Origin of the sequence: Polaromonas sp. AER18D-145 (assembly GCF_002379095.1) — a bacterium.
Lineage (GTDB): Bacteria > Pseudomonadota > Gammaproteobacteria > Burkholderiales > Burkholderiaceae_C > Polaromonas.
In genome coordinates this window covers 31,805-53,564 of sequence record NZ_NBZV01000033.1, presented here as the reverse complement: position 1 = coordinate 53,564, position 21,760 = coordinate 31,805, and the positions used below count along the sequence as shown (strand labels likewise).

The 21,760-nt window shown below is 64.6% G+C and carries 17 protein-coding genes; all 17 read right to left on the bottom strand.

Annotated features, from left to right (window positions below; genetic code table 11):
* Positions 1-325: 325 nt before the first annotated feature.
* Complete coding sequence (locus tag B7G52_RS15980; protein ID WP_096698539.1) at positions 326-742, bottom strand: group II truncated hemoglobin; 417 nt, start codon at positions 740-742, stop codon at positions 326-328.
* Between the two features lie 141 nt (positions 743-883).
* On the bottom strand, positions 884-3,427 hold the full coding sequence (locus B7G52_RS15975) for an ABC transporter permease (RefSeq protein ID WP_096698546.1): 2,544 nt from the start codon (positions 3,425-3,427) through the stop codon (positions 884-886).
* A gap of 109 nt (positions 3,428-3,536) precedes the next feature.
* Entirely contained in the window at positions 3,537-4,496 is a 960-nt protein-coding gene (locus tag B7G52_RS15970; protein WP_096698538.1) for a formate dehydrogenase accessory sulfurtransferase FdhD, read from the bottom strand.
* Positions 4,497-4,800: 304 nt separating this feature from the next.
* The gene (locus tag B7G52_RS15965; RefSeq protein WP_096698537.1) at positions 4,801-5,190 is read right to left on the bottom strand and encodes a hypothetical protein; all 390 of its coding nucleotides are present in this window, start codon (positions 5,188-5,190) and stop codon (positions 4,801-4,803) included.
* A gap of 25 nt (positions 5,191-5,215) precedes the next feature.
* Positions 5,216-6,409 carry a formate dehydrogenase subunit gamma gene (locus B7G52_RS15960; protein ID WP_096698536.1) on the bottom strand — a complete coding sequence of 398 codons (1,194 nt, stop codon included), beginning with the start codon at positions 6,407-6,409 and terminating at the stop codon, positions 5,216-5,218.
* A gap of 12 nt (positions 6,410-6,421) precedes the next feature.
* The gene (locus B7G52_RS15955; RefSeq protein WP_096698535.1) at positions 6,422-6,643 is read right to left on the bottom strand and encodes a hypothetical protein; all 222 of its coding nucleotides are present in this window, start codon (positions 6,641-6,643) and stop codon (positions 6,422-6,424) included.
* A complete protein-coding gene (gene fdh3B, locus B7G52_RS15950) occupies positions 6,640-7,263 on the bottom strand; it encodes a formate dehydrogenase FDH3 subunit beta (protein ID WP_096669558.1) in 624 nt (207 codons plus the stop codon). The genes B7G52_RS15955 and fdh3B overlap by 4 nt, the downstream gene beginning before the upstream one ends.
* A 106-nt stretch (positions 7,264-7,369) precedes the next feature.
* Positions 7,370-10,345: a formate dehydrogenase subunit alpha gene (locus B7G52_RS15945; protein ID WP_096698534.1), complete on the bottom strand. Its 2,976-nt coding sequence runs from the start codon at positions 10,343-10,345 to the stop codon at positions 7,370-7,372.
* A 32-nt stretch (positions 10,346-10,377) separates the two neighbouring features.
* Positions 10,378-10,584: a formate dehydrogenase gene (locus B7G52_RS15940; protein ID WP_096698533.1), complete on the bottom strand. Its 207-nt coding sequence runs from the start codon at positions 10,582-10,584 to the stop codon at positions 10,378-10,380.
* A 238-nt stretch (positions 10,585-10,822) separates the two neighbouring features.
* Positions 10,823-11,443: a molecular chaperone gene (locus B7G52_RS15935; RefSeq protein WP_096698532.1), complete on the bottom strand. Its 621-nt coding sequence runs from the start codon at positions 11,441-11,443 to the stop codon at positions 10,823-10,825.
* 5 nt (positions 11,444-11,448) lie between these two features.
* Positions 11,449-13,536, bottom strand: a complete 2,088-nt coding sequence (locus B7G52_RS15930; RefSeq protein WP_096698531.1) for a 4Fe-4S binding protein — start codon at positions 13,534-13,536, stop codon at positions 11,449-11,451.
* Positions 13,466-14,170 carry a DUF3306 domain-containing protein gene (locus tag B7G52_RS15925; RefSeq protein WP_096698530.1) on the bottom strand — a complete coding sequence of 235 codons (705 nt, stop codon included), beginning with the start codon at positions 14,168-14,170 and terminating at the stop codon, positions 13,466-13,468. Before B7G52_RS15925 ends, B7G52_RS15930 begins: the two co-directional genes overlap by 71 nt.
* Positions 14,163-14,750, bottom strand: coding sequence for a DUF3305 domain-containing protein (locus B7G52_RS15920; RefSeq protein ID WP_096698529.1), 588 nt, complete (start codon positions 14,748-14,750; stop codon positions 14,163-14,165). The genes B7G52_RS15925 and B7G52_RS15920 overlap by 8 nt, the downstream gene beginning before the upstream one ends.
* 69 nt (positions 14,751-14,819) lie before the next feature.
* Positions 14,820-17,780, bottom strand: a complete 2,961-nt coding sequence (locus tag B7G52_RS15915; protein ID WP_096698528.1) for a molybdopterin-dependent oxidoreductase — start codon at positions 17,778-17,780, stop codon at positions 14,820-14,822.
* A gap of 1 nt (position 17,781) precedes the next feature.
* Positions 17,782-19,587 (bottom strand): NADH-ubiquinone oxidoreductase-F iron-sulfur binding region domain-containing protein, encoded by a 1,806-nt coding sequence (locus B7G52_RS15910; RefSeq protein WP_170954785.1) that lies wholly within the window; start codon positions 19,585-19,587, stop codon positions 17,782-17,784.
* 41 nt (positions 19,588-19,628) lie between these two features.
* Positions 19,629-20,600 (bottom strand): LysR family transcriptional regulator, encoded by a 972-nt coding sequence (locus B7G52_RS15905; protein WP_096698527.1) that lies wholly within the window; start codon positions 20,598-20,600, stop codon positions 19,629-19,631.
* 25 nt (positions 20,601-20,625) lie between these two features.
* Positions 20,626-21,717: an iron-sulfur cluster carrier protein ApbC gene (gene apbC, locus B7G52_RS15900; RefSeq protein WP_096698526.1), complete on the bottom strand. Its 1,092-nt coding sequence runs from the start codon at positions 21,715-21,717 to the stop codon at positions 20,626-20,628.
* Positions 21,718-21,760 lie beyond the last annotated feature (43 nt).

Here is a 21,760-nt window from a genome sequence, read left to right as displayed (position 1 = left end):
GAGTACGTGAATTTGGTATCGTTCTTCTCGGGTCAAGTGTTTGTAGGTCATGGTGCTTCGTTGAGACTGGCTGGTCACAAAGAGCCCATCCTATTGACTCTTGGCCCACCCTATTTCTGAACGTTGCACTTCGTACTTGAATCCGCCATGCATAAAATCAGTCCCGGTCCGGCTTGCGCCCCCGTGTCAGCCGAGTTTACTGATAAAAGATGCCCGGACCCCTTACAGGAAGGACGCTAGCAGCTACCGAATCAATAGCATTGCACAGAAAGAGCTTCGACAGGCTCAGCCCGAACGGGGGCAGGTTTGCTGTGGCCGCACAACGTCAGGCCGGCGAGTTCCTCATCCAGTCTGCGGTCTGGAAAAACGAGGTGCGCAGCCTGGCGCGCAGTTCTTCATCGACGCCGGTCTCACCCATGGCCTGGTCCATGCAGGCCAGCCACTGGTCGCGCTCGAGGATGCCGATGACAAAAGGCATGTGGCGCAGGCGCAGCTTGGGGTGGCCAAAACGCTCGGTGTAGTGTTGCGGTCCGCCCAGCCAGCCGCACAGGAACCAGAACAGGTGCTGGCGCGCCTTGACCAGGTCGCTGCCGTGCGCTGCGCGCAATGCAGCGTAGCCAGGTTCCAGGTCCATCAGGTCGTAAAAACGGTCCACCAACGCCTTCACCCGCGCTTCGCCGCCTATCCAGGCGAAGGGGGTGTCGAACGGTGGTGTGCCTGGTGGTTTTTCTTCGGTCTGCATGGTTGACTTGCGGTGGATCTTTCTTTTCCGTTCTCCCTGAGCTTGGCCTGTCCTGAGCTTGACGAAGGGTCGAAGGGCTCTTCGGCGCGGCGCAGGACAGGCTTCGACAAGCTCAGTCCGAACGGTGGGGGTATTGCTGTATCACTGCGCCTTGCGCAAGGTTTCCACGACCGGTGTGTTGAGCACGGAGCGCAGCCCCCACCAACCCGCGGCCATCGCCAGCACCGCGCCGGCGAGGCTGCCAAGCAGCGGCACGGTCCAGGAGCCGGTCCAGCTGAAATCGAACACAAAACGCGCCAGGCCCCAGCCCACCGCCAATGCGACGATGGACGCGAGGAAGCCGGCCAGCAAGCCGACGCCGGCGAGTTCGGCACGCTGCACCTGGCGCAGCAGCGAGGCGCGCGCGCCGACGGCACGCATGATGGCGAACTCGAGCGCACGCTCTTCGCGCGTCGCGGTGATGGCTGCGAACAGCACCACCAGGCCGGCGGCCAGCGTGAAACCAAACAGGTACTCCACGGCGCGTATCACCTGATCCAGCACGCGCTGCACCTGGGCAATGGTGCTGCTCATGTCCACGTTGGTGATGTTGGGAAAGGCCTTGACCAGCTCGTTGTCAAAGCTGCGCGGCTTCACCCCGTCCTGCGTGGCCACACGTTCGGGCGCGCGGAAGGCGCTGATGTAGGACACCGGCACGTCCGGCATTCTCGCCACCGGGTACATCACGAAAAAGTTGACCCGCATGGAGCCCCAGTCGACCTTGCGCAGGCTGGTTATTTTTGCCTCGCTGAGCTGGCCGCCGATGTCGAAACGCAGGCTGTCGCCCAGTTTCAGGCCCAGCGTTTTCGCCAGCCCGTCCTCGACGCTGATGGCGCCGCCCTCATCGGCCGTCCAGCGGCCAGCCACCACCTGGTTGTGCGAGGGCTGCTGCACGGCATGGGACAGGTTGAACTCGCGGTCCACCAGGCGCTTGGCGCGGTCGTCCTCGAAGTCCTCCGGCGCCACCGCCTTGCCGTTGATCGCGACGAGGCGGCCACGAATCATGGGGTACCAGTCAAACTTGGTGACGCCGCCGTCGCGCAGGGCCTGCTGGAAAGCGGCGCCCTGCTCGGGCTGCACATTGATGACAAAACGGTTGGGCGCATCGGGCGGTGTGGCATTGCGCCAGCTGCTGATCAGGTCGGTGCGCAACAGCACCAGCAGCATCAGCGCAAGCAGACCGACCGCCAGCGCGCTGACCTGCACCACGGCGTAGACCGGGCGCGCCGACAGCTGGCGCGTGGCCAGCACCAGCCAGCGCGGCGCGGTGGCTTCGTTGACGCTGGCACGCAGCAGCTTGACCGCGGCGAAGCTGGCCACGGCAAACACCGCCACGGCACCGGCGAAGCCGCCGACGGCAATCAGGCCGAGCTTGAGGTCGCTGCTGGCCGCCACCAGCAAGGCCGCAAAACCGAGCACCCCGACCAGCAGCACCGCCAGCGAGGCCGGCCGCAGGTTGCCGACATCGCGGCGGATCACGCGCAGCGGCGGCACCTGGGCCAGCTGCAGCACCGGCGGCAGGCCGAAAGCGAGCAGCAGGGTCAGCCCCATGCCCATGCCGAAAGCCACGGGCCAGAGGGTAGGCGCGGGCAACGCTGTTTCGACCAGGCCGGCCAGCAGCAGCACAAAGCCATAGTGAACGGCAAAACCGATCAGCACACCGAGGGCGCTGGCGGCCATGCCGGCCAGCACAAATTCAAAGGTGTAAGCCAGCGCGATGGTGCGTTGCGGCTGGCCGAGCACGCGCAGCATGGCGCAGTCGTCCAGGTGTTTGGCTGCGAAGCCGCGTGCCACGATGGCCACGGCCACGGCGCTCAGCAAGGCCGCCAGCAAGGCCACCAGATTGAGGAACTTCTCGGCACGGTCCAACGTCTGGCGCATCTCGGGGCTGCCGCTCTCCAGCGACTCGATGCGCACACCGCGCCATTCGGCCTTCTTGATCTCTTGCGTGGCCCACTGGACATAGGTTTTCACCGCGGCGTCGCTGCCGGCCACGGCAAAGCGGTAGTTGGTCCGGCTGGCGGGCTGGATCAGGCCGGTGGCGGCGAGGTCGGCGCTGTTGATCATCACGCGCGGCGAAAAATTGGCAAACCCGCCGCCGCGGTCCGGCTCCTGGACAATCACGCGCGCCAACGTGAAGCGGGCGTCGCCCATCAGCAGGGTCTGGCCGATGCGCAGGCCCAGCGCATCGAGCAGCGACGCGTCAGCCCAAACCGTGCCGGGGGCGGGAATCTCGCGGGTGGCCGCGCCGGCAGCGTCAGGGGCTGGCGCGATCAGCATGGTGCCGCGCAAGGGGTAGCCCTCGGGCACCGCCTTGAAGGCCACGAGTTTGCTGGCGCCGCCGTCTTCCTCGCGCGCCCGGCCCATGGTCGGAAAAGTCACGGTCGATGTCGCCTGCAGGCCCAGGCTGCGCGCCTTGGCTATGAACACCTCGGGGGTCATGCCGTCGCTGCGCAAAACGGCATCACCGCCAAGCAGCTGGCGGGCATCGCGCTGCAGGCCCCCCTTGAGGCGGTCCGCAAAAAAACCGACGGCCGTCAGGGCTGCGACGGCCAGCGTCACCGCGACGATCAGCAGCCGCAGTTCTCCGGCGCGCAGGTCGCGCAGCAGCGTCCGCCAGCCGAGTTTGAGGAAAAGGGTGTTCATGCCGTGACCATAACGCAAAGTCCACAGCCCCGGCGCCTGTCGGTTTCTGCCGGTGAACAGCCGGGGCGCCCCAGCGGGTCGCCACGCCTGCGGGAACGCCGCACCGCCGTCAGACGGCCTCTGGCGCCCGCAGTCGGGGGCCAGCGAGGTCTGGCTGCAGCTTGAGCCGCCCGGGCTGGGCATAACAGACAAAACGCCGGTTGGTCGCACGGCCTATGGCGCACAACCCGACAGCCTGCGCCACCTGGTGGCCCATCTGCGTGATGCCACTGCGCGAGACCACAATCGGCACCCCCATTTGCGCCGACTTGATGACCATTTCGCTGGTCAGGCGCCCGGTGGTGTAGAACACGAGTCCGGAATCCCCCTCTTCACCAGCCAGGGCCGCGGGACCGGCTTCGCCGGGCCGCAGGCGCAGCGCCCCCTTGGGGGGCAGCGAACCACACGCAGTGGGGAGCGTGGGGGCCAACATATTCATGGCCATCCAGCCGGCAATGGTGTCAATGGCGTTGTGCCGCCCGACATCCTCGACAAACAGCAGCATTTCCGGCTCCGCGGATGCCAGGGAAAACAGCGCGCAGGCATGAACGGATCCCGCCGATTTGTAGGTGGTTTCCTTGAGACGGATGGTGTTGACCAAGCTGTACAGCTGGGCCTGGGTGATGCAGTCATCGACCGGGAGTTCGATCTGGTCCACCTCGTCCATCAGGCCGCCGAACACACTGCCCTGCCCGCAGCCGGTGGTCACCACCTTACGCGCGGTTTTTTCCTCGATATCCGCGATGCCGTGGCGCGTCCTGACCGCCGCGGCGCCCACATCCCAATCCACCGTGATGGACTCGATGTCCGCGGCGTCCCTGACCAGCCGCTGGTTGCGCAGGTAACCCAGCACCAGCAGTTCGGGGTGGGCACCGAGCGTCATCAAGGTCACCAACTCGCGCTTGTCGACATAGACCGTCAGGGCGCGTTCGGCGGGAATGGCGATCTGGAGCGGATCACCGTACTCGTTGACAGCGTCGATGTCGCAGGTGAGCGGCGCCCGGGCCTGGGTCAGGTATGGCAGAAGCATGATTTGGCCTGAAAACCTCAGTTGGACGCGCCCGAGTGGGCCGCCATGGGGTGAGCTGGCAAGGCGTGACGACGCTGCGGGCTGATGCCCGCAAGGAGGAGCAACGCGGTCAGCGCGCGCCAAGGCGGCGCAATCGGGTGCGTAGCGCTATCACCTGAAAGGTGAAATCGTGCGTGAGTCAATAGGTGTGTGTCCATGCGGTCCTGCCAGCGGATATGTAGCGGTCACCTGCGGTTTCCAGGTCGAGACTACAACAAAAAGGCCGACACCTTGCGGGGTCGGCCTTTTTGCAGTGAATCGGTGCTCAGGATTTCTTTTCGGGGGCAATGGCTGCCGCAGGTGTCTTGCTGCTGGGCGGGCTGGTTGCGGTCGCTGCCGGAGAGTGCGCACCTGCTGCCTCCAGGGGCTTGGCCGCCTCAGGCGGCTTGTAGCTGAAGGCGCCAGGTTCTGCGCACGCTGGCGTGGCCACCGGGGGCTTGGTTTCCTTGCCTGCAGCCTTGGCCGTCTTGTAATAACTGGCCGCCACCTTGTCCGTGGATTTGCACAACAGGTAGCCATCGACCTTGCCGGCCCAGGCGGCCTTGGCGGCGGCCTCGGCGGCCTTGGCCTTGGCCTCATCGCTGACCGGAGGGAGCTTGGCCAGTGCCACGGTGGACATGCTGGCAAACAAGGCGGCAATAAGAATTTTTTTCATGGAATCCTCGCTGTTCAGATCTGATCTAGGCCTGGACGGTCTGGCTCGGTGGCGCAGGCTCGCTGCGCTGCGCCGGAATCTTGCCAGCCTTCACGTCGTCATACCAGTACTCGTGGTGTTCCCTGGCCCAGGTCTCGTCCACATAGCCGGTTTTCATGCCGTCGTAGGCACCCTGCATGCCGATGGTGCCAATGTAGATGTGGCCGATGAACATCGCCATCATCAGCACCGTCGCCACGGCATGCACCATGTGCGCCACCTGCATGGTGTCGCGAACATAGATCAACCCGGGGATCAGCTTGTCGAGCACCAGCCCCGAGGCCACCACGATGATGCCGAGGAAAAACACGCCGCCCCAGAACACCAGTTTTTCGCCTGCGTTGAAGCGGTGCGACGGCACTTCCTTGCCGGACAGCAAGCCTCCGCCCTTGAGCAGCCAGCCGATATCGCCGCGGCTGGGCATGTTGTCGCGGACAAACGTGAAAAACACGATCACCAGGGACACGGCAAACAGCGGGCCGGCAAAGTTGTGCATGTTCTTGAGCAGATAGGTCAGCCAGCCGAACAGGGTCAAACCCATGACCGGCAGCAGGAAGAACTTGCCAAACGCCATGACGATCCCGGAGATCGCAAGAATACAGAAAGCAATTGCGTTGGCCCAATGGGCGGAACGCTCAAACGGCGTGAACCGCTCGATCTTGCGGCCGGTTTCAGCACCGTGCAGGTTGATCCGGCCCTTGCCAAAGTAAAACAGCGCTATCGCACCCACCACGATCAGCAGCAGCGCGCCACCGTAGGGGATCAGCCAGTTGTTGCGGACCTGGCGCCAGGCCTCTCCGGCGTTGGTCAACAGTGAGCCGGGGTATTGCACAAAAGGCTGGATCAGGTTGCCGGCCTCGGGCGCCTCGCTTTTGGGCAAGCTGCTGTAGCCGGTGACACCCGAACCCACCTGGCGCCACATGGGCGCGTTGTTGCCGGGCTGGACCTTGGCACGCTCGCCATTGGTCTGTCCGGCGTACTTGGGATCAGCGCTCGCCTCGGGTTTGACCTCGAAGATGTTGGCGCTCTGGATGCCGCCGGCGGGTGCTGCCGCGGCCGGAGCCGTTGCAGCAGCCGGAGCCGGAGTCGGCGGTGTGGCCGCAGGTTGCGCCGACACCGTGGCCGACCAGCCGGATGCCGCAAGAAAGAGTGCCGCCAGGAATCGCGATGGGCGTTGCATGTGAACTCCCTGTTATTTCAGGCGGTTGTATTCGTTCTGGCCGGCCTGCGCGCGGGTCTTGAGCTGCTGCTCCCAGGCGGTCTTGTCGCCGGCTTTCCAGCCCGGGGCATTGAAGGCATTGCTCGTACCCTGGAACGCGGCCGTGTCGCTTTTGACGCCACCAGCGGACTGGGGCTTGTCGCCGCAAGCGGCAAGCGCCATGACGGCAGCCGTGAGCAGTGTGAGGCGCATCATGATTTGGCTCCTTGCACGGGAGGCTGGCCCGCCTGTTTGGAACCGTAGGCCGTCCCCCAGCCCCAGACTTCGGCGCCCTTGCCGCGCTGAACGACACGGGTGCGGAAGATGTCGGCAACCACATCGCCATCACCGGCGAGCAGCGCCTTGGTCGAACACTGTTCGGCGCAGGCTGGCAGCTTGCCTTCGGCCAGCCGGTTGCGGCCGTACTTTTCGAATTCGGCCTGACTGCCATTGGCCTCGGGGCCACCAGCACAGAAGGTGCACTTGTCCATCTTGCCGCGCACGCCAAAGGTGCCCTGGGACGGAAACTGGGGCGCGCCGAACGGGCAGGCATAGGAGCAGTAGCCGCAACCGATGCAGACGTCCTTGTCGTGCAGCACCACACCCTCGTCGGTGCGGTAAAAGCAGTTGACCGGGCAAACGGCCATGCAGGGCGCGTCGCTGCAATGCATGCAGGCCACGGAGATGGACTTCTCGCCGGGAACACCGTCGTTCAGCGTCACCACACGGCGGCGGTTGACGCCCCATGGAACTTCGTTTTCGTTCTTGCAGGCTGTAACGCAACCGTTGCACTCGATGCAGCGCTCGGCGTCACAAACAAATTTCATGCGTGCCATGGTGTCTCCTGAACAATCATTTTTTCGCCGGGCCGCCCCAAGGAAAAAACGGCCCCCTCGGGGGGCAGCGTATTACACGAAGTGAAAAGCGTGGGGGTCATAGAGGTTATGCCTTCTCGACGTTGCAGACCGTCGTCTTGGTTTCCTGCATCATCGTCACACTGTCGTAGCCGTAGGTGGTCGCCGTATTGACCGCTTCGCCGCGCACCACAGGGGCGGCGCCCTTGGGGTAGTAGGCCAGCATGTCGGCGCCCTGCCAGCGTCCGGAAAAGTGGAAAGGCAGGAACACGGTGTCGGGTCCGACACGCTCCGTCACCAGCGCCTGGACATTCAGGCGCGCACCTGTCGGGGTGCTGACCCAGGCCCGTTCACCGTTGCGGATGCCCTTCTCGGCAGCCACCTTGGGATTGATCTCGATGAACATTTCCTGTTGCAGCTCGGCCAGCCAGGGGTTGGAGCGGGTTTCCTCGCCACCGCCCTCGTATTCCACGAGACGGCCCGAGGTCATGATCAGCGGGAATTTTTCATGCACCTTGTCGGCGATGTTTTTCTGCTGGATGGTCTTGTAAAGCGTCGGCAGGCGCCAGAAGGCCTTCTTGTCGTCATGCGTCGGGTACTTGGCCATGAGGTCGGGCCGGTTGCCGTACAGCGGCTCGCGGTGCTGCGGAATCGCGTCGGGGAAGTTCCATACCACCGCACGCGCCTTGGCATTGCCAAAAGGATGACAGCCATGGCCCGTCATGAACACCCGGATCAGTCCGCCCGAAGGATCGGTCTTCCAGTTCTTGCCTTCAGCCGCGGCCTTCTCCGGCTCGGTCAGCTCATCCCACCAGCCGAGCTTCTTGAGCAGCAGGTGGTCAAGTTCCGGATAGCCGGTCTGGATGTCGGCGCCTTTGGAGTACGAGCCGTCTTCGGCGAGCAGGTTCTTGCCGTCCTTCTCAACGCCGAAGTTGGCGCGAAAGTTGCCGCCGCCGTCCATCACGTGTTTGGAGGTGTCGTAGAGGTTAGGGGAACCAGGGTGTTTCATTTCCGGGGTTCCGTAGCAGGGCCATGGCAGACCGAAATAGTCGCCTGTCGTGTCGTAGCCCGTTTCCTTGTCCTTGCCGCCTTTGGATTTCAGCGTCTTGACGTCAAACATGTGCATGTTGCGCATGTGGGCCTTCAGGCGCTCGGGGCTTTGCCCAGTGTAGCCAATGGTCCAGACACATTTGTTGATCTCGCGCAGGATGTCTTCCGGCACGGGTTCGTCCATGCCCTTGACCTTCTGCATCTTGTAGTTCTTCGACAGCTCCTTGGCGAAGCCCAGCTTCTCGGCCAGCTGGTGCATGATCATGTGGTCGCTGCGGCTCTCCCACAGCGGCTCGATGACTTTTTCACGCCACTGCAGCGAGCGGTTGGAGGCCGTCACGGAACCGCTGGTCTCGAACTGGGTTGCGGCCGGCAGCAAATAGACGGCGCGGTTGGGATTGAGGTCTTCGGCCTTGCCCGGCATGGCCGCCATGGCGGCTGTGGCCGAGGGGTAGGGATCAATCACCACCAGCAGGTCGAGCTTGTCCATGGCGCGCTTCATCTCCAGACCCCGGGTCTGCGAGTTGGGCGCATGGCCCCAGAACACCACGCCACGAAGGTTGGAATCCTGGTCGATGAATTCGTTTTTCTCCATCACGCCGTCGATCCAGCGCGACACGGTGATGCCGGGCTTGCCCATCATGGCGGGCGAGGCATAACGCCCCTTGATCCAGTCAAAGTCCACACCCCAGGTCTTGGCGAAGTGTTTCCAGGAACCTTCAGCCAGGCCGTAGTAACCCGGCAGCGAATCCGGGTTGGGTCCGACATCGGTCGCGCCTTGCACGTTGTCATGGCCGCGGAAAATATTGGTGCCGCCGCCGGAGACGCCGACGTTGCCGAGGGCCAGCTGCAGGATGCAGGAGGCGCGAACCATGGCATTGCCGATGGTGTGCTGGGTCTGGCCCATGCACCAGACGATGGTGGACGGCCGGTTCTTGGCCATCATCTCGGCGGCCATGTACACGCGCGCCTCGGGCACACCGCAGGCTTCCTCGACCTTGTCCGGCGTCCACTTCGCGAGCACGTCTTCCTTGACCTTGTCCATGCCGTAGACACGGTCGTTGATGTACTTGGTGTCCTCCCAGCCGTTCTTGAAGATGTGATACAGCATGCCGAACAGGAACGGAATGTCCGAGCCGGAGCGGATGCGGATGTACTCGTCGGCCTTGGCTGCCGTGCGCGTGAAGCGCGGGTCCACCACAACCATCTTGCAACCGGTTTCCTTCGAGTGCAGCATGTGCAGCAGGCTGACCGGGTGCGCTTCGGCGGCGTTGGAGCCGATGTACAACGCGCACTTGCTGTTTTGCATGTCGTTGTACGAATTGGTCATGGCGCCGTAGCCCCAGGTGTTGGCCACACCCGCCACCGTGGTGGAGTGGCAGATGCGTGCCTGGTGGTCGCAGTTGTTGCTGCCCCAGAAGCTCACGAACTTGCGCATCAGGTAGGCCTGCTCGTTGTTGTGCTTGGACGATCCGACCCAATACACCGAATCAGGGCCGCTGGCCTTGCGCAGCTCCATCATGCGGGCGGTGATCTCGTTGAGGGCCGTGTCCCAGCTGATGCGCTCGTACTTGCCGTTGACCAGCTTCATCGGATAACGCAGGCGGTACTCGCCGTGACCGTGCTCGCGCAGTGCAGCCCCCTTGGCGCAATGCGCGCCGAGGTTGATCGGCGAGTCGAACACCGGTTCCTGCCGGACCCAGACGCCGTTTTCGACGACCGCATCGACCGCACAGCCCACCGAACAATGGGTACACACCGTGCGCTTGACCTCGATTTTTCCGCCGCCGTCACCCGCGCCAGGCGCCGCAGCCTTGGCTTTCTTGACCAGCGTCAGTTGGGTGGCAGCCAGACCGACGCCGACCCCCAGGCCCGAGCGTCGCAGGAAAGCGCGGCGGTCCATGGTGGGCAGAGCATTCGACAGTCCGCGCGACAAGCTTTGTACAAAACGAGCGGATCCGGCGCGCTGCGCCGTATCGCCGTGAACACCGTGAATTTTTTTCGTGAGCAGCATGGAGCTCTCCGTAAGAAGGGGAACGGGAAAAACTAGATACGCGCGGTCTGGTAGTAGCGCTTGACGTGATCCGACAGGCTGTAGCCGCCGCCTTTTTCCGGCGCAGGCTTGGATTCCTGGAGGGCGGCCTCGGGCGCTTGCACCCCGGGCAGGGCGACCGCCACGGCGGCAACAGCACCGGTGGCGGCAGCGCCGAAGAAGAAGCCCCGGCGCGAGGGTTTTGGCTGGCTGTCCTGCATAGTGGTCTCCAAGGAAGCTTGCTGTTATGAACTGGTTTGCATACTTACTGACCTGCCTACTTTACGTCAGACCTGCACATGCGACAACGGTCAGGCCAAGCCAAATACAACACCTAGGGGAAAACGATAGGGCATCTTAGTTTTTACCCCGACGGATCTAATCAAAGGAAAGTGTCGCATTTTGAGAAAAGCTGCTGCGCGGGGAGGCTACACCGTGCCTCGCATTGGCCCGCCCTGCTCAGGCCAGCATGTCAAAGCCCTGGGTTTCAACGCTGAGAAACGTGTGGGTGAATCCGGCCAGGCCGCGGTAGAAATCGGCCTTCGGGTGAGCACTGACCGCATCGCACAGGGTGGTTGCCCAAGGCTGCAGATGGCGTGCAAAAAACTCGCGCTGGCGCGTCAGGTTGGCGACCGCCACATCGTCCCCCGCTATCAGGTAACGCATGACTTCGCACAGGTAGGCGATATGGTCTTCGGTTTCGGGCATGGCCTCGTCGCGCGCCAGGCCCAGCGCTTCCAGATCGGTGCGCAGCGCCGCCAGCGGCTTCTCGTTGAGGAACCCGCTGAGGTAGTGGGAGCCGAACAGATAGACCTCGGGCTTGCCGACGCCGCCAAACAGCGCCTCGTATTCCCGGGCGATCTCCCCGTCCGACAACCTGCGGGCGGCGCCGACCAGTTCAGCCCACGAGGCTTCCAGCAAGGCACCGGCCGCCGGCGCTTCGGTCACCGCCACCCGCAGGTTGTCGAGCAGGTCAGCCGGCGGTGGCGCGTAGTAAAGCGCGGCCAGCAGCCCATACACTTCGGCGCGGGCGGTTTCTTCGTCCAGCGTGGACGGTACGAGTTGGGCGGGCTGGGTCATGGGATTTAGCGAATGTCCGTGATCTTGATTTCGTTGTCTGCCGAGTAGATGTCAATCACGCGGCAGTCGCTGCACATTTTCAGGCGTTCGGCAGCCGCCCCCTGGAACATCGCATGGCCGGCCAGCTTGCCCAGCATGGACTCGATAGCCTTGAGGGTGCCGAACGGTTTGCTGCAGCGTATGCACTGGTAGGGCTGGCTCTCGTTGAGCACACGCGCCTCCTTGCGCTGCGGCGTGAGCAGCAGGCGCGGCTGCAGGGAGATGGCGCTTTCCGGACAAGTCGTCGCGCACAGGCCGCACTGCACGCAGTTTTTCTCGATGAATTTGAGCTGGGGCCGCTCCGGGTTGTCCTGCAGCGCGCTGGCCGGGCAGGCGCTGACGCAGCTCAGGCACAAGGTGCAGGCGTCCTTGTTGATGGCCAGCGTGCCCAGCGGCGAGCCGGCGGCCGGCAGCGCAATCGCCTCGGACCTGACCGTGGCCTGTGTCATCAGGTGATCCAGCGCCAGCTCCAGGGTGGCTCGCTTGTCGGCCTGCACGGCAAAGCCGGCCGCCTGGGCCACGCCCTGGGCGGGCGCCATCTGCAGCTGGGCGTCGAGCGCTGCCAGATCACGTGCATCCCTGGCTTCGAAAATCCGGAAGTGCTCCCCCTGGTAACCGAGACCGCTGAGGATGGCCTGCGCCACCTCCATCTGCTCGCGCACAGCCTCGCGGTACTGCGGTGCCTCCTCGTCCGTCATCAGGACCCATACCTGGGAAGCGCCGTGGGCGATGGCCGAGAGCCACAATTCCAGGCCCACCGACACGGTGTGCCACAAGGCCAGCGGCAAAACGCGCGCCGGCACGCCGTGCGTGGCCGGATCGAGCCGCGCCAGGCGGCCCAGGTCACCCAACAGCCGCGTGCCCGCTTCCTGGCTGTGCAGCAGCAGGGCCGCCTGCTTGCCGCCGGTGCGCGCATAGGTACCCAGCAGGGTCTTGATCTTCGCGCCCTGCTCCCCGGGACGCGGGTAGGCAAACGTCAGTGCCCCGCTCGGACAGACCGTGGTGCAGGCACCGCAGCCCACGCACAGATTGGGATTCACCACGATTTGCTGCCGGTCGCGCTCGCTGCTGATCGCCGAGGCCGAACAGACGTCGATACAGGCCGTACAGCCGGTTTTTTCATTGCGGCTGTGGGCGCAGAGTTTTTGCTTGTAGTTGAAGAACTTGGGCTTTTCGAACTCGCCGACGAGCGAACGCAGTTGCAGCAGGGTGCGGCTGTCCTGGCCATCCCAGCGGAAATAACCCTGGGGCAAGGCATGTTGCGTGAAGGCCGGGGTGGCACGCAGGTCCAGCACCAGATCGAACTTTTCGCTCAAGGCCTCGGGTGCGCGGCCGAAATCAATCGCGCCGGCCACACCGCAAGCCTTGACGCAGGCCCGGTGCGACTTGCACAGGGCATTGTCGATCTGGTAGTCGAAACCGATGGCGCCTTCGGGGCAGACCGCCAGGCAGGCGTTGCAGCGCGTGCACAGGTCGAGGTCAATCGCGTTGCTGCGCTGCCAATGGAGCTCGAAAGCTCCCAGCCAGCCGGTCAGGCGCTGGATCTGCCCGGCCAGCACCGGGTAACGCCGCTCCTGCAGACCACCATCGCGGCCCGTCCCCAGACTGAACAGCGTGACGTCCAGCGCGTCCGACAGCAAGCCGGCGGCGCGTTCGCCCGCATCGAGTTCACCAATGATGAGCACGCGACCCGCACTTTTGTAGGTCACGGTCGCCACGGGTTCCGCATCCGGCAGGTGGGCCACCGCGAGCAGGGCCGCAATTTTCGGACTGGCCTGGGCGGCGTCCCGGCTCCAGCCGCCGGTCTCGCGGATGTTGACGAACTTGATGACCGAGGTCGCGCCCTCGGTCTGCTGCGCCAGTTCCGCGAAAAGCCGGGTCTCCTGGGTGCAGGCCACCACTACGTCGTCGCCGGACTGGACCGCCTTCTGGAAGGCGCCCGCTTCGCGGCGGCACAGCGCCGAATGCAGGGTCAGTTTTTCATCAAGTGCCGTGCCCAGCGTCTGGGGCTGGAGCGGCATGGTCTGGTTGCAGTCGCAAATCAGTGTGGGCATGGTTTTCTTGGCTGGCGCCAGAGCCAGGTTGCGGCTCGGGTTGGCTGGAATGTTCTGGGGAAATGGCCGGATCGGGTATGTCCGTGCCTTCATGGGACTGTGCCACGGTTTCATCCGTGGGGTTATTCGCAGTTTCCCGTGGTGCAGTGGTCTGTGCCGCCTTCCCGCCCTCTTTCTCTTCCTTCTCTTCCTTTTCTTCATCCTCAAACAGATTGAGAAACTTGGCGCTCGTCATCTGCCGGAGCATGGACTCGGGAATGGGATCGGACCTGGAATAGTCGTCGATGTAGATGTCCAGGCCGTCCATCACATTGAAGTGTGGGTCGGCAAACAGCTTTTTCATCGCGGCGTTGCGCACTTCGGGCCCGACATCGCCGGCCATGAAGGGCTTGAAATCGGAGTCCTTCGTCAAAAGCTGCGCGTCCTGCAACGTCGGCAGCTTTCTTTCGGCTGGCGTTGCAGCATCGGCCGGAGCCGGCACGGCTGCCGCAGGGACCGGCGCGCCCGTCCGGGCGGTCTCTGGAGCCATAGGCGGGGTCAGGGCAGGCGCCGGTTCGTCCAGCGGTTTGCCCTGCAGGGCGTCCGTCTTGCGCCGCGCCCACCGGCCCAGGAATCCGGGGGCTTCGTCAGCCATGGCCGTCTCCGCCAAACTTCTTGTCCGTGCTCACCCGCGCCGGGTTGCCAAAGCGGTCCTGCAGCGGCTTGAAGCTTTGCGGGCGCTGCCGACGCTTGGCCTCCAGCACGTAATGGGCATCGACAAAAGCCTGCACCCACTCGACCACATCGCGCGGCGCCGCCACCTGCTCCACGGTTTCCTGCGCGTCGAGCCAGCGTCCGGCGTCGTGGTAACTCAGGGTCACGGTCTGCGGCACGGCCACCGGCTCGTCGGCCAGCGTCGCCTCTTCCTCCATGCGCCAGACCACCCAGAAGCAGGGCTGGGGCGTGGTGACGTTGAGGTAATAACCTTCCGCGTCGTCGGTGAACAGCTCGACCTTGAAACCGGGATGCAGCCAGCGCTCTTCCTGCTCGTCCTTGAGCAGCAGGCGCGGCTGCGCGCCAAAACTTTCCTCGTGCGGCACGATGTCGGCCAACGACCAGCGCCAGGGCTGCCAGCGGTTGTCGATGCGCTCGCGGCGCATGACCACGGCCACAACCACACTGGGGCGGCGAATGGCCGTATCGGCACCGGGAAACTGCAGGACGAATTCAGACATGCACGCAGTGTACGGCTGTCTTCATGCGCATTTGTGGCACAACTCTTTTGTCACCCACAGCCTGGAAGGTTAAAGACCCCCGGTAGCACCAGGCCCGTAACCTGCAGCCCCTGCAAGCTGTCCGCCGCGATGAATCGCCACGGCGCAGTACTTGAATTCCGGAATTTTTCCGAACGGGTCCAGCGCAGCGTTGGTCATCAGGTTGGCCGCAGCTTCGTGATAGGCAAACGGGATGAACACCGCGCCCGGCGGCGTGCCGTCGTCGCGCCGCACATGAAGGGCGACCGCCCCGCGCCGCGACTGCACGGTCACCACGTCGCCCGGCGCCAGCCCCAGCGCCAGCAGGTCGGCGCCGCACAGCGAGGCCGTGGCCAGGGGTTCGATGGCATCGAGCACGGCGGTGCGCCGCGTCATGCTGCCGGTGTGCCAGTGCTCGAGCTGCCGTCCCGTGATGAGCACAAAAGGGTAGTCGGCATCGGGCCGTTCGTTGGCAGGAATGATGTCAGCCGGTACCAGGTGCACGCGCCCGTCTTCAGTGGCAAAGTGGTCGATGAACACGGTGGGCGCACCGGGGTCGTCTGCGCTCAGGCAGGGATAGGTCACGCTGGATTCGCGTTCCAGCCGCTCCCAGGTGATGCCCGAGATCGCGGTGTGCATGGCCTGGCGCATCTCCTCATAAACCGCAGCCACGCCGCTGTGCTCCCCCGGGTAATCCCAGGACAGGCCCAAGCCCCCGTCGCCGGGCCGCCCCAAGGCGGGGCCGGCCCCCTCGGGGGGCAGCGACGACACGACGTGTGAAGCGTGGGGGCCCATGCGCAGCGCGATCTGCTGGATGATCCACAAGTCGGGCCTGGCCTGCCCGGGCGGGTCCACGGCCTGCCGGCCGAGCTGGACCATGCGGTCGGTGTTGGTGACGGTGCCGGTCTTTTCAGGCCAGGCGGTCGCGGGCAGCACCACATCGGCCAGCCAGGCGGTCTCGGTCATGAAGATGTCCTGCACCACCAGATGCTGCAGGCTGGCCAGCGCGTGGCGCGCGTGGTTCAGGTCGGGGTCGCTCATGGCCGGGTTTTCGCCCATGATGTACATGCCGCGCACCTTGTGCGGGTCGCTCTCGGGCGCCAGCGCCTTGTGCATGATTTCAACAACTGTGTAGCCGGGCTGCCGGTCCAGCGGTGTTTTCCAGAACGCTTCGAACCAGGCATGGGCCGCCTGGTTGTCCACGCGCTGGTAGTTGGGAAACATCATGGGGATCAGGCCGGCGTCGCTGGCGCCCTGCACGTTGTTCTGGCCGCGCAGCGGATGCAGGCCGGAGCCGGGTTTGCCGATCTGACCGGTCACGGTGGCCAGCGCGATCAGGCAGCGCGCGTTGTCGGTGCCGTGGACATGCTGGCTGATGCCCATGCCCCACAGAATCATCGCCGCTTTGGCCTTGGCAAATGCCCGGGCGACCTCGCGCAGGGTCCCGGCGGGAATCCCGCAAACCGGCGCCATGGCCTCGGGGCTGTAGCCCTTGACGTTTTCCCGGAGCGCTTCGTAATTGCTGGCGCGCCGGTCGATGAAGTCCTGGTCCACCAGGCCCTCCTCAATCACCGTATGGATCAGTGCATTGAGCATGGCCACGTCGGTGTCGGCCTTGAACTGCAGCGTGCGCCAGGCGTTCCTGCCGATATCGGTGACGCGCGGATCAGCGAGCACGATTTTGGCGCCCTTCTGCGCGGCATTCTTCATCCAGGTGGCGGCCACGGGATGGTTGGCCGAGGGGTTGGAGCCAATCACAAATATCAGGTCGGAATGCGCAACATCATTGACCTGGTTGCTCACCGCGCCCGAGCCGACGCCTTCAAGCAGCGCCGCCACGCTGGACGCGTGGCACAAGCGGGTGCAGTGGTCCACGTTGTTGGAGCCGAAGCCGGTGCGCACCAGTTTCTGGAACAGGTAAGCCTCTTCATTGCTGCCTTTGGCGGAACCAAAGCCCGCCAGCGATTTTTTGCCGCAGGTGTCACGCAGGTGCTTGAGCGGGCCGGCTGCCAGCGCCAAGGCCTCTTCCCAGGTCGCTTCGCGGAACACTTCCGACCAGTCCGCCGTGTTGCGGTTCAGATGCTGCAAGGCGGCCGGATCCTTGGGGACACCGGCCTTGCGGATCAGGGGCACGGTCAGACGCTGCGGGCTGTGCGCATAGTCAAAACCAAAACGCCCCTTGACGCACAGCCGCGAATGGTTGGCCGGTCCGTCGCGGCCATCGACACTGACAATTTTGTTGCCTTTCACCTTGTAGGTCACCAGGCAGCCGACGCCGCAGAAGGGGCAGACCGAATCAACTTTTTTATCGACGGCCTGGGACCCCACCAGGGTCTTGGGCATCAGGGCACCGGTCGGACAGGCCTGCACACACTCGCCGCAGGCCACGCAGCTGCTGTCGCCCATCGCGTCGCCCAGGTCAAAGACGATCTCACTGTGCGATCCGCGCATGGCGTAGCCGATCACGTCGTTGACCTGCTCTTCGCGGCAGGCGGTCACGCAACGCTTGCACTGGATGCAGGCGTCCAGGTTCACGGCCATGGCCGGGTGCGACACATCGGCGGCCGGCTGCTCGCGGCGCAGCGCTTTCAGTTCGGGGCGCACGGCAACATCCATGCGCGCGGCCCACTCGCTGAGTTCGCCGTGCTGCAGCGATTCATCGGTCTCATCCCATTTGTAGCCGGTGTCGGGCATGTCGGAGAGCAGCATCTCCAGCACCATCTTCTGGCTCCTGACAGCGCGTTCGCTGCTGGCCTGCACCTCCATGCCAGCCGTGACGTTGCGGCAGCAACTGGGGGCCAAGGTGCGTTCGCCCTTGATCTCGACCACGCAGGCACGGCAATTGCCGTCGGCGCGGTAGCCGTCCTTGTAGCAAAGGTGCGGAATGCAGACACCGCTGCGCTCGGCAGCTTGCAGAATGGATTCGCCCTCGTAAGCGTCGACGGACTTGCCGTCAAGCAGAAAGGGGATGACCTGGGGCGTGACCTCAAAGGGCTTGGCTGGGGCATTCATGTCAGGCGACTTCGTGTGCAAAGTATTTCTGGACACAACGCACCGGGTTGGGCGCCGCCTGACCCAGTCCGCAAATGGACGCATCGGCCATCACCACGTTCAGGTCTTCCAGCGTGGCGTTGTCCCACACGGGCGCCTCCATCAACTTCGCCGCCTTGACTGTGCCGACGCGGCAAGGCGTGCACTGGCCACAGCTTTCGTGGGCGAAAAAACGCATCATGTTGAGGGCTGCATCACGGGCTTTGTCCATGTGCCCCAACACGATGACTGCAGCCGAGCCGATGAAGCCGCCGTGCGGCTGCAGGGTGTCGAAGTCGAGTGGCAGGTTGGCATGGCTGGCCGGAAAAATGCCGCCTGAGGCGCCGCCGGGCAGATAGGCATAAAGCTGGTGGCCGTCGGCCATGCCGCCACAGTATTCGTCGATGAGCTCCTGCACCGTGATGCCGGCCGGCGCCAGCTTGACACCCGGATTCTTCACGCGCCCGCTGACGCTGAAAGAGCGCAAACCCTTGCGGCCGTGGCGTCCGAAGCCGCTGAACCACTGCGGGCCTTTCTCCACAATATCGCGCACCCAGTACAGGGTCTCGAAGTTGTGCTCCAGTGTGGGCCGGCCGAACAGCCCGACCTCGGCGATGTAGGGCGGGCGCAGGCGCGGCTCGCCGCGTTTGCCTTCAATGCTTTCGATCATGGCGGACTCCTCGCCGCAGATGTAGGCCCCCGCGCCCCGTCGCAGCTCGATGTGCGGCAGCGGACAGGGCGGATCCGCCAGCAGCTTGGACAGCTCGGCTTGCAGCATGGTGCGGCAGTCGTGGTACTCGTCGCGCAAATAGATGTAGCAGGCCTCGATGCCCACCACCTGCGCCGCGATCAGCACCCCCTCCAGGAAACGGTGCGGATCGCGTTCCAGCCAGGTGCGATCCTTGAACGTGCCGGGCTCTCCCTCGTCGATGTTGACCGCCATCAGGCGCGGGCCGGGCTGGCCCTGCACGATGCGCCACTTGCGCCCCGCCGGAAAACCCGCGCCGCCCAGACCGCGCAGGCCGGAATTTTCCATGGCTGCAAGCACCGCCCCAGCATCTTCTTCCCCGTTGACCAGCGCCGCCGCGAGCGCGTAACCCCCGTGGGAACGGTAGGTCTCGTAGTTCGCGAAGGCTGGCAACACCTCATCCGCCGTGCCAGGGACACTCTTTTCCGCGTACTGAGACGCTACGAAATTAATAGCTACTTGCGCTTTCTCCTTCTGGGCTGGAGGCTGATTTGCCATCAAAACCACGGCCTCGACCGTGGCCCGCGGCAGCGCCTGCTGGTGCACCAGAACGGCCGGCGCCTGCTCACAACGGCCCAGGCAGGGCGCAGCCATGACACGCACCTCCTGCCCGAGCAGCGCCGGCAGGCGCGCCAGCAGGTCCTGCGCACCGGCCAGCTCGCAGGCCAGCCCGTCGCACACGCGAACCGTGAGCCCGGGCGCCTGGCCGTCGCCCTTGACCACCTCGAAATGGTGATAAAAACTTGCGACCTCGTACACCTCGGCCATGGGGACGTTCATCTCCCGGGCCAGCGCCACCAGGTGCCGCTCATGCAGGCATCGGTAGGCGTCGTTGAGTTTGTGCAGGTGTTCGATCAGCAGGTCGCGCCGGTGGCCGCCTTCGGGCCGCCCGCCTATGAGCGCGCGAACCTCGGCCAGAGAAACCTCGTCGGCCTGGCGGCCCTTGAGTTTGCTTTTGCGGCGGATGCGCTCGCGCATGTCGTCCAGCGTGGCCAGGGCCACGGTGGGAACAGGAACAGGAAGGACCGGGGAAGCGTTCATGACGCACTGTCGCTCCTGGGCCCGCCTGCGTCAAATTGAATTCATGTATGCGCAGATTCAGGATCTGAATGCAGGGTCCCGCTGTGCTGCGCCGCGTGACGCAGCCACTCCCCATCCTGGGCCAGCACCAGCGCGGCCTGCAGCGCCCGCGAGGGGCTGGCCTTGACCAGCGTGAAAAAGCCGACAGGTGTCGTGAGTTCGGGCTGGACCAGCGGCAGGGCTTCGAGTTCGGCATAACTGCGGACCGCGCCCACCAGCGCACCCGGCAACACGCTGCAGACCTCGCCGGCGACCACGCTGAGGGCCAGCGCCAGGATGGAGTTGGTTTCCATGACCGGCTTGACCGCCAGCCCCAGGCCGGCAAAGGCGCTGTCCACGATGCTGCGGTTGTGCATCTCGGGCGTCAGCAGGCACAGCGGCAGCTGCGCCGCTCCGCGCCAGTCCATGGCCGGGCCCACACGCAGCCCGCTGCCCGGCCGGCCGGGCGCCGCCGCGCGGCGCACCAGGAAGTAGTGTTCGGTGTACTGCGGGAAGATCTCGAAACGGCTGGCGCGCTGGTTCAGGCGTTCGACAAACCCCAGGCCCAGGTCCAGCGACAGGTTCTCCAGGCCGAGTTCAATTTCCTGCGAACTCAACGACCGCACCACGGGCGCGATGCCCGGGTAACGCTGCCGGAGCCGGGCCGCAAAACGCGTTGCCACCGGCACGGCCGTCGGCACGACGCCCAGCTGCAGCGCACCCTGCGGCTGGCTGGCACTGCTGCGCAGCTCCTGCTGCAGCAGTTCGTGTTCGTGCAGCATGCGTTGCGCCGTGGCCAGCACGCGTTCGCCTTCCGGCGTGAGGCCGGCGTAGGTGCGGCCGCGCTTGACGATGGCGATACCGAATTCTCTTTCCAGCGCACGCAGGGCGTTGGACAGCGCCGGCTGGGTGATGCCGCAGGACTGGGCGGCGCGCGCGTAATGCCGGTGCTCGCTGAGGGCCACCAGATAACGCAGCGAAGCGAGCATGTTCATGGTTGGCCCCCGGCGCCCGGAAAGATCAGGTGTTTTTCGAGATCGTGATGGTCGGGAACTTGGCCGAAAAGTCTTTCGCCTTGGCGGCAATCGTGATGGCCACCTGGCGCGCCACGGCCTTGTAGATGCCGGCGACTTCGCCGTCCGGGTCGGCCACCACGGTGGGCCGGCCGTTGTCGGCCTGCAGGCGGATCTGCATGTCCAGCGGCAGTGCGCCGAGGTAACTCATGCCGTAGTCGGCCGCCATCTTCTTGCCGCCGTCCTGACCAAAGATGTGCTCGGTGTGGCCGCACTTGCTGCAGATATGCACCGCCATGTTTTCGACAATGCCCAGAATCGGCACACCGACCTTCTCGAACATCTTGATGCCTTTTTTGGCGTCGAGCAAAGCGATGTCCTGCGGCGTGGTGACAATCACCGCACCGGTGATGGGCACGCGCTGGGACAACGTGAGCTGGATGTCGCCGGTGCCAGGCGGCATGTCGACGATCAGGTAGTCCAGGTCCTTCCAGTTGGTCTGGCGCAGCAACTGCTCCAGCGCCTGCGTCGCCATGGGGCCGCGCCAGATCATGGCTTCGTCCTGCGCGACCAGAAAACCGATGGACATGACCTGGATGCCGTAGTTTTCCATCGGCTCCATGTTCTTGCCGTCCACGCTTTCGGGCCGGCCCTCGATGCCCATCATCATGGGCTGGCTGGGCCCGTAGATGTCGGCGTCGAGCAGGCCGACGCTGGCACCTTCAGCGGCCAGGGCCAGCGCGAGGTTGACGGCGGTGGTGCTTTTGCCCACGCCGCCCTTGCCGGAGGCCACGGCCACGATGTTTTTGACATTGGGCAGCAGTTGCACGCCGCGCTGCACGCTGTGGCTGGCGATCTTGAAACCGACGTTGACCGACACGTTGGTGACGCCCGCCACGCCCTTGGCAGCGGCGATCAGCAGCTTGCGGATGCCGGCGAGCTGGCTTTTGGCCGGGTAACCGAGTTCGACGTCGAAGGACACGTCGCCGCCGGCGATCTGCAGGTTTTTAAGCGCCTTGGTGCTGACAAAATCCTTGCCGGTATTGGGGTCAAGCACGCCTTGCAGGGCGTTCAAAATTGCCTGTTGTTCTACAGCCATCTGGGGAATCTCCGATTGAATCTGGGGTGGCAAGCCGGCCGCA

Bases quoted from the DNA above. Each gene is read 5' to 3' on its own strand.
- B7G52_RS15935 (WP_096698532.1), bottom strand. From the start codon at position 11,443: ATGACCCAGCCCGCCCAACTCGTACCGTCCACGCTGGACGAAGAAACC.
- B7G52_RS15905 (WP_096698527.1), bottom strand. From the start codon at position 20,600: ATGAACATGCTCGCTTCGCTGCGTTATCTGGTGGCCCTCAGCGAGCAC.
- B7G52_RS15925 (WP_096698530.1), bottom strand. From the start codon at position 14,170: ATGGCTGACGAAGCCCCCGGATTCCTGGGCCGGTGGGCGCGGCGCAAG.
- B7G52_RS15965 (WP_096698537.1), bottom strand. From the start codon at position 5,190: ATGAAAAAAATTCTTATTGCCGCCTTGTTTGCCAGCATGTCCACCGTG.
- B7G52_RS15975 (WP_096698546.1), bottom strand. From the start codon at position 3,427: ATGAACACCCTTTTCCTCAAACTCGGCTGGCGGACGCTGCTGCGCGAC.
- fdh3B (WP_096669558.1), bottom strand. From the start codon at position 7,263: ATGGCACGCATGAAATTTGTTTGTGACGCCGAGCGCTGCATCGAGTGC.
- apbC (WP_096698526.1), bottom strand. From the start codon at position 21,717: ATGGCTGTAGAACAACAGGCAATTTTGAACGCCCTGCAAGGCGTGCTT.
- B7G52_RS15970 (WP_096698538.1), bottom strand. From the start codon at position 4,496: ATGCTTCTGCCATACCTGACCCAGGCCCGGGCGCCGCTCACCTGCGAC.
- B7G52_RS15930 (WP_096698531.1), bottom strand. From the start codon at position 13,536: ATGCCCACACTGATTTGCGACTGCAACCAGACCATGCCGCTCCAGCCC.
- B7G52_RS15980 (WP_096698539.1), bottom strand. From the start codon at position 742: ATGCAGACCGAAGAAAAACCACCAGGCACACCACCGTTCGACACCCCC.
- B7G52_RS15940 (WP_096698533.1), bottom strand. From the start codon at position 10,584: ATGCAGGACAGCCAGCCAAAACCCTCGCGCCGGGGCTTCTTCTTCGGC.
- B7G52_RS15955 (WP_096698535.1), bottom strand. From the start codon at position 6,643: ATGATGCGCCTCACACTGCTCACGGCTGCCGTCATGGCGCTTGCCGCT.
- B7G52_RS15945 (WP_096698534.1), bottom strand. From the start codon at position 10,345: ATGCTGCTCACGAAAAAAATTCACGGTGTTCACGGCGATACGGCGCAG.
- B7G52_RS15915 (WP_096698528.1), bottom strand. From the start codon at position 17,780: ATGAATGCCCCAGCCAAGCCCTTTGAGGTCACGCCCCAGGTCATCCCC.
- B7G52_RS15910 (WP_170954785.1), bottom strand. From the start codon at position 19,587: ATGAACGCTTCCCCGGTCCTTCCTGTTCCTGTTCCCACCGTGGCCCTG.
- B7G52_RS15960 (WP_096698536.1), bottom strand. From the start codon at position 6,409: ATGCAACGCCCATCGCGATTCCTGGCGGCACTCTTTCTTGCGGCATCC.
- B7G52_RS15920 (WP_096698529.1), bottom strand. From the start codon at position 14,750: ATGTCTGAATTCGTCCTGCAGTTTCCCGGTGCCGATACGGCCATTCGC.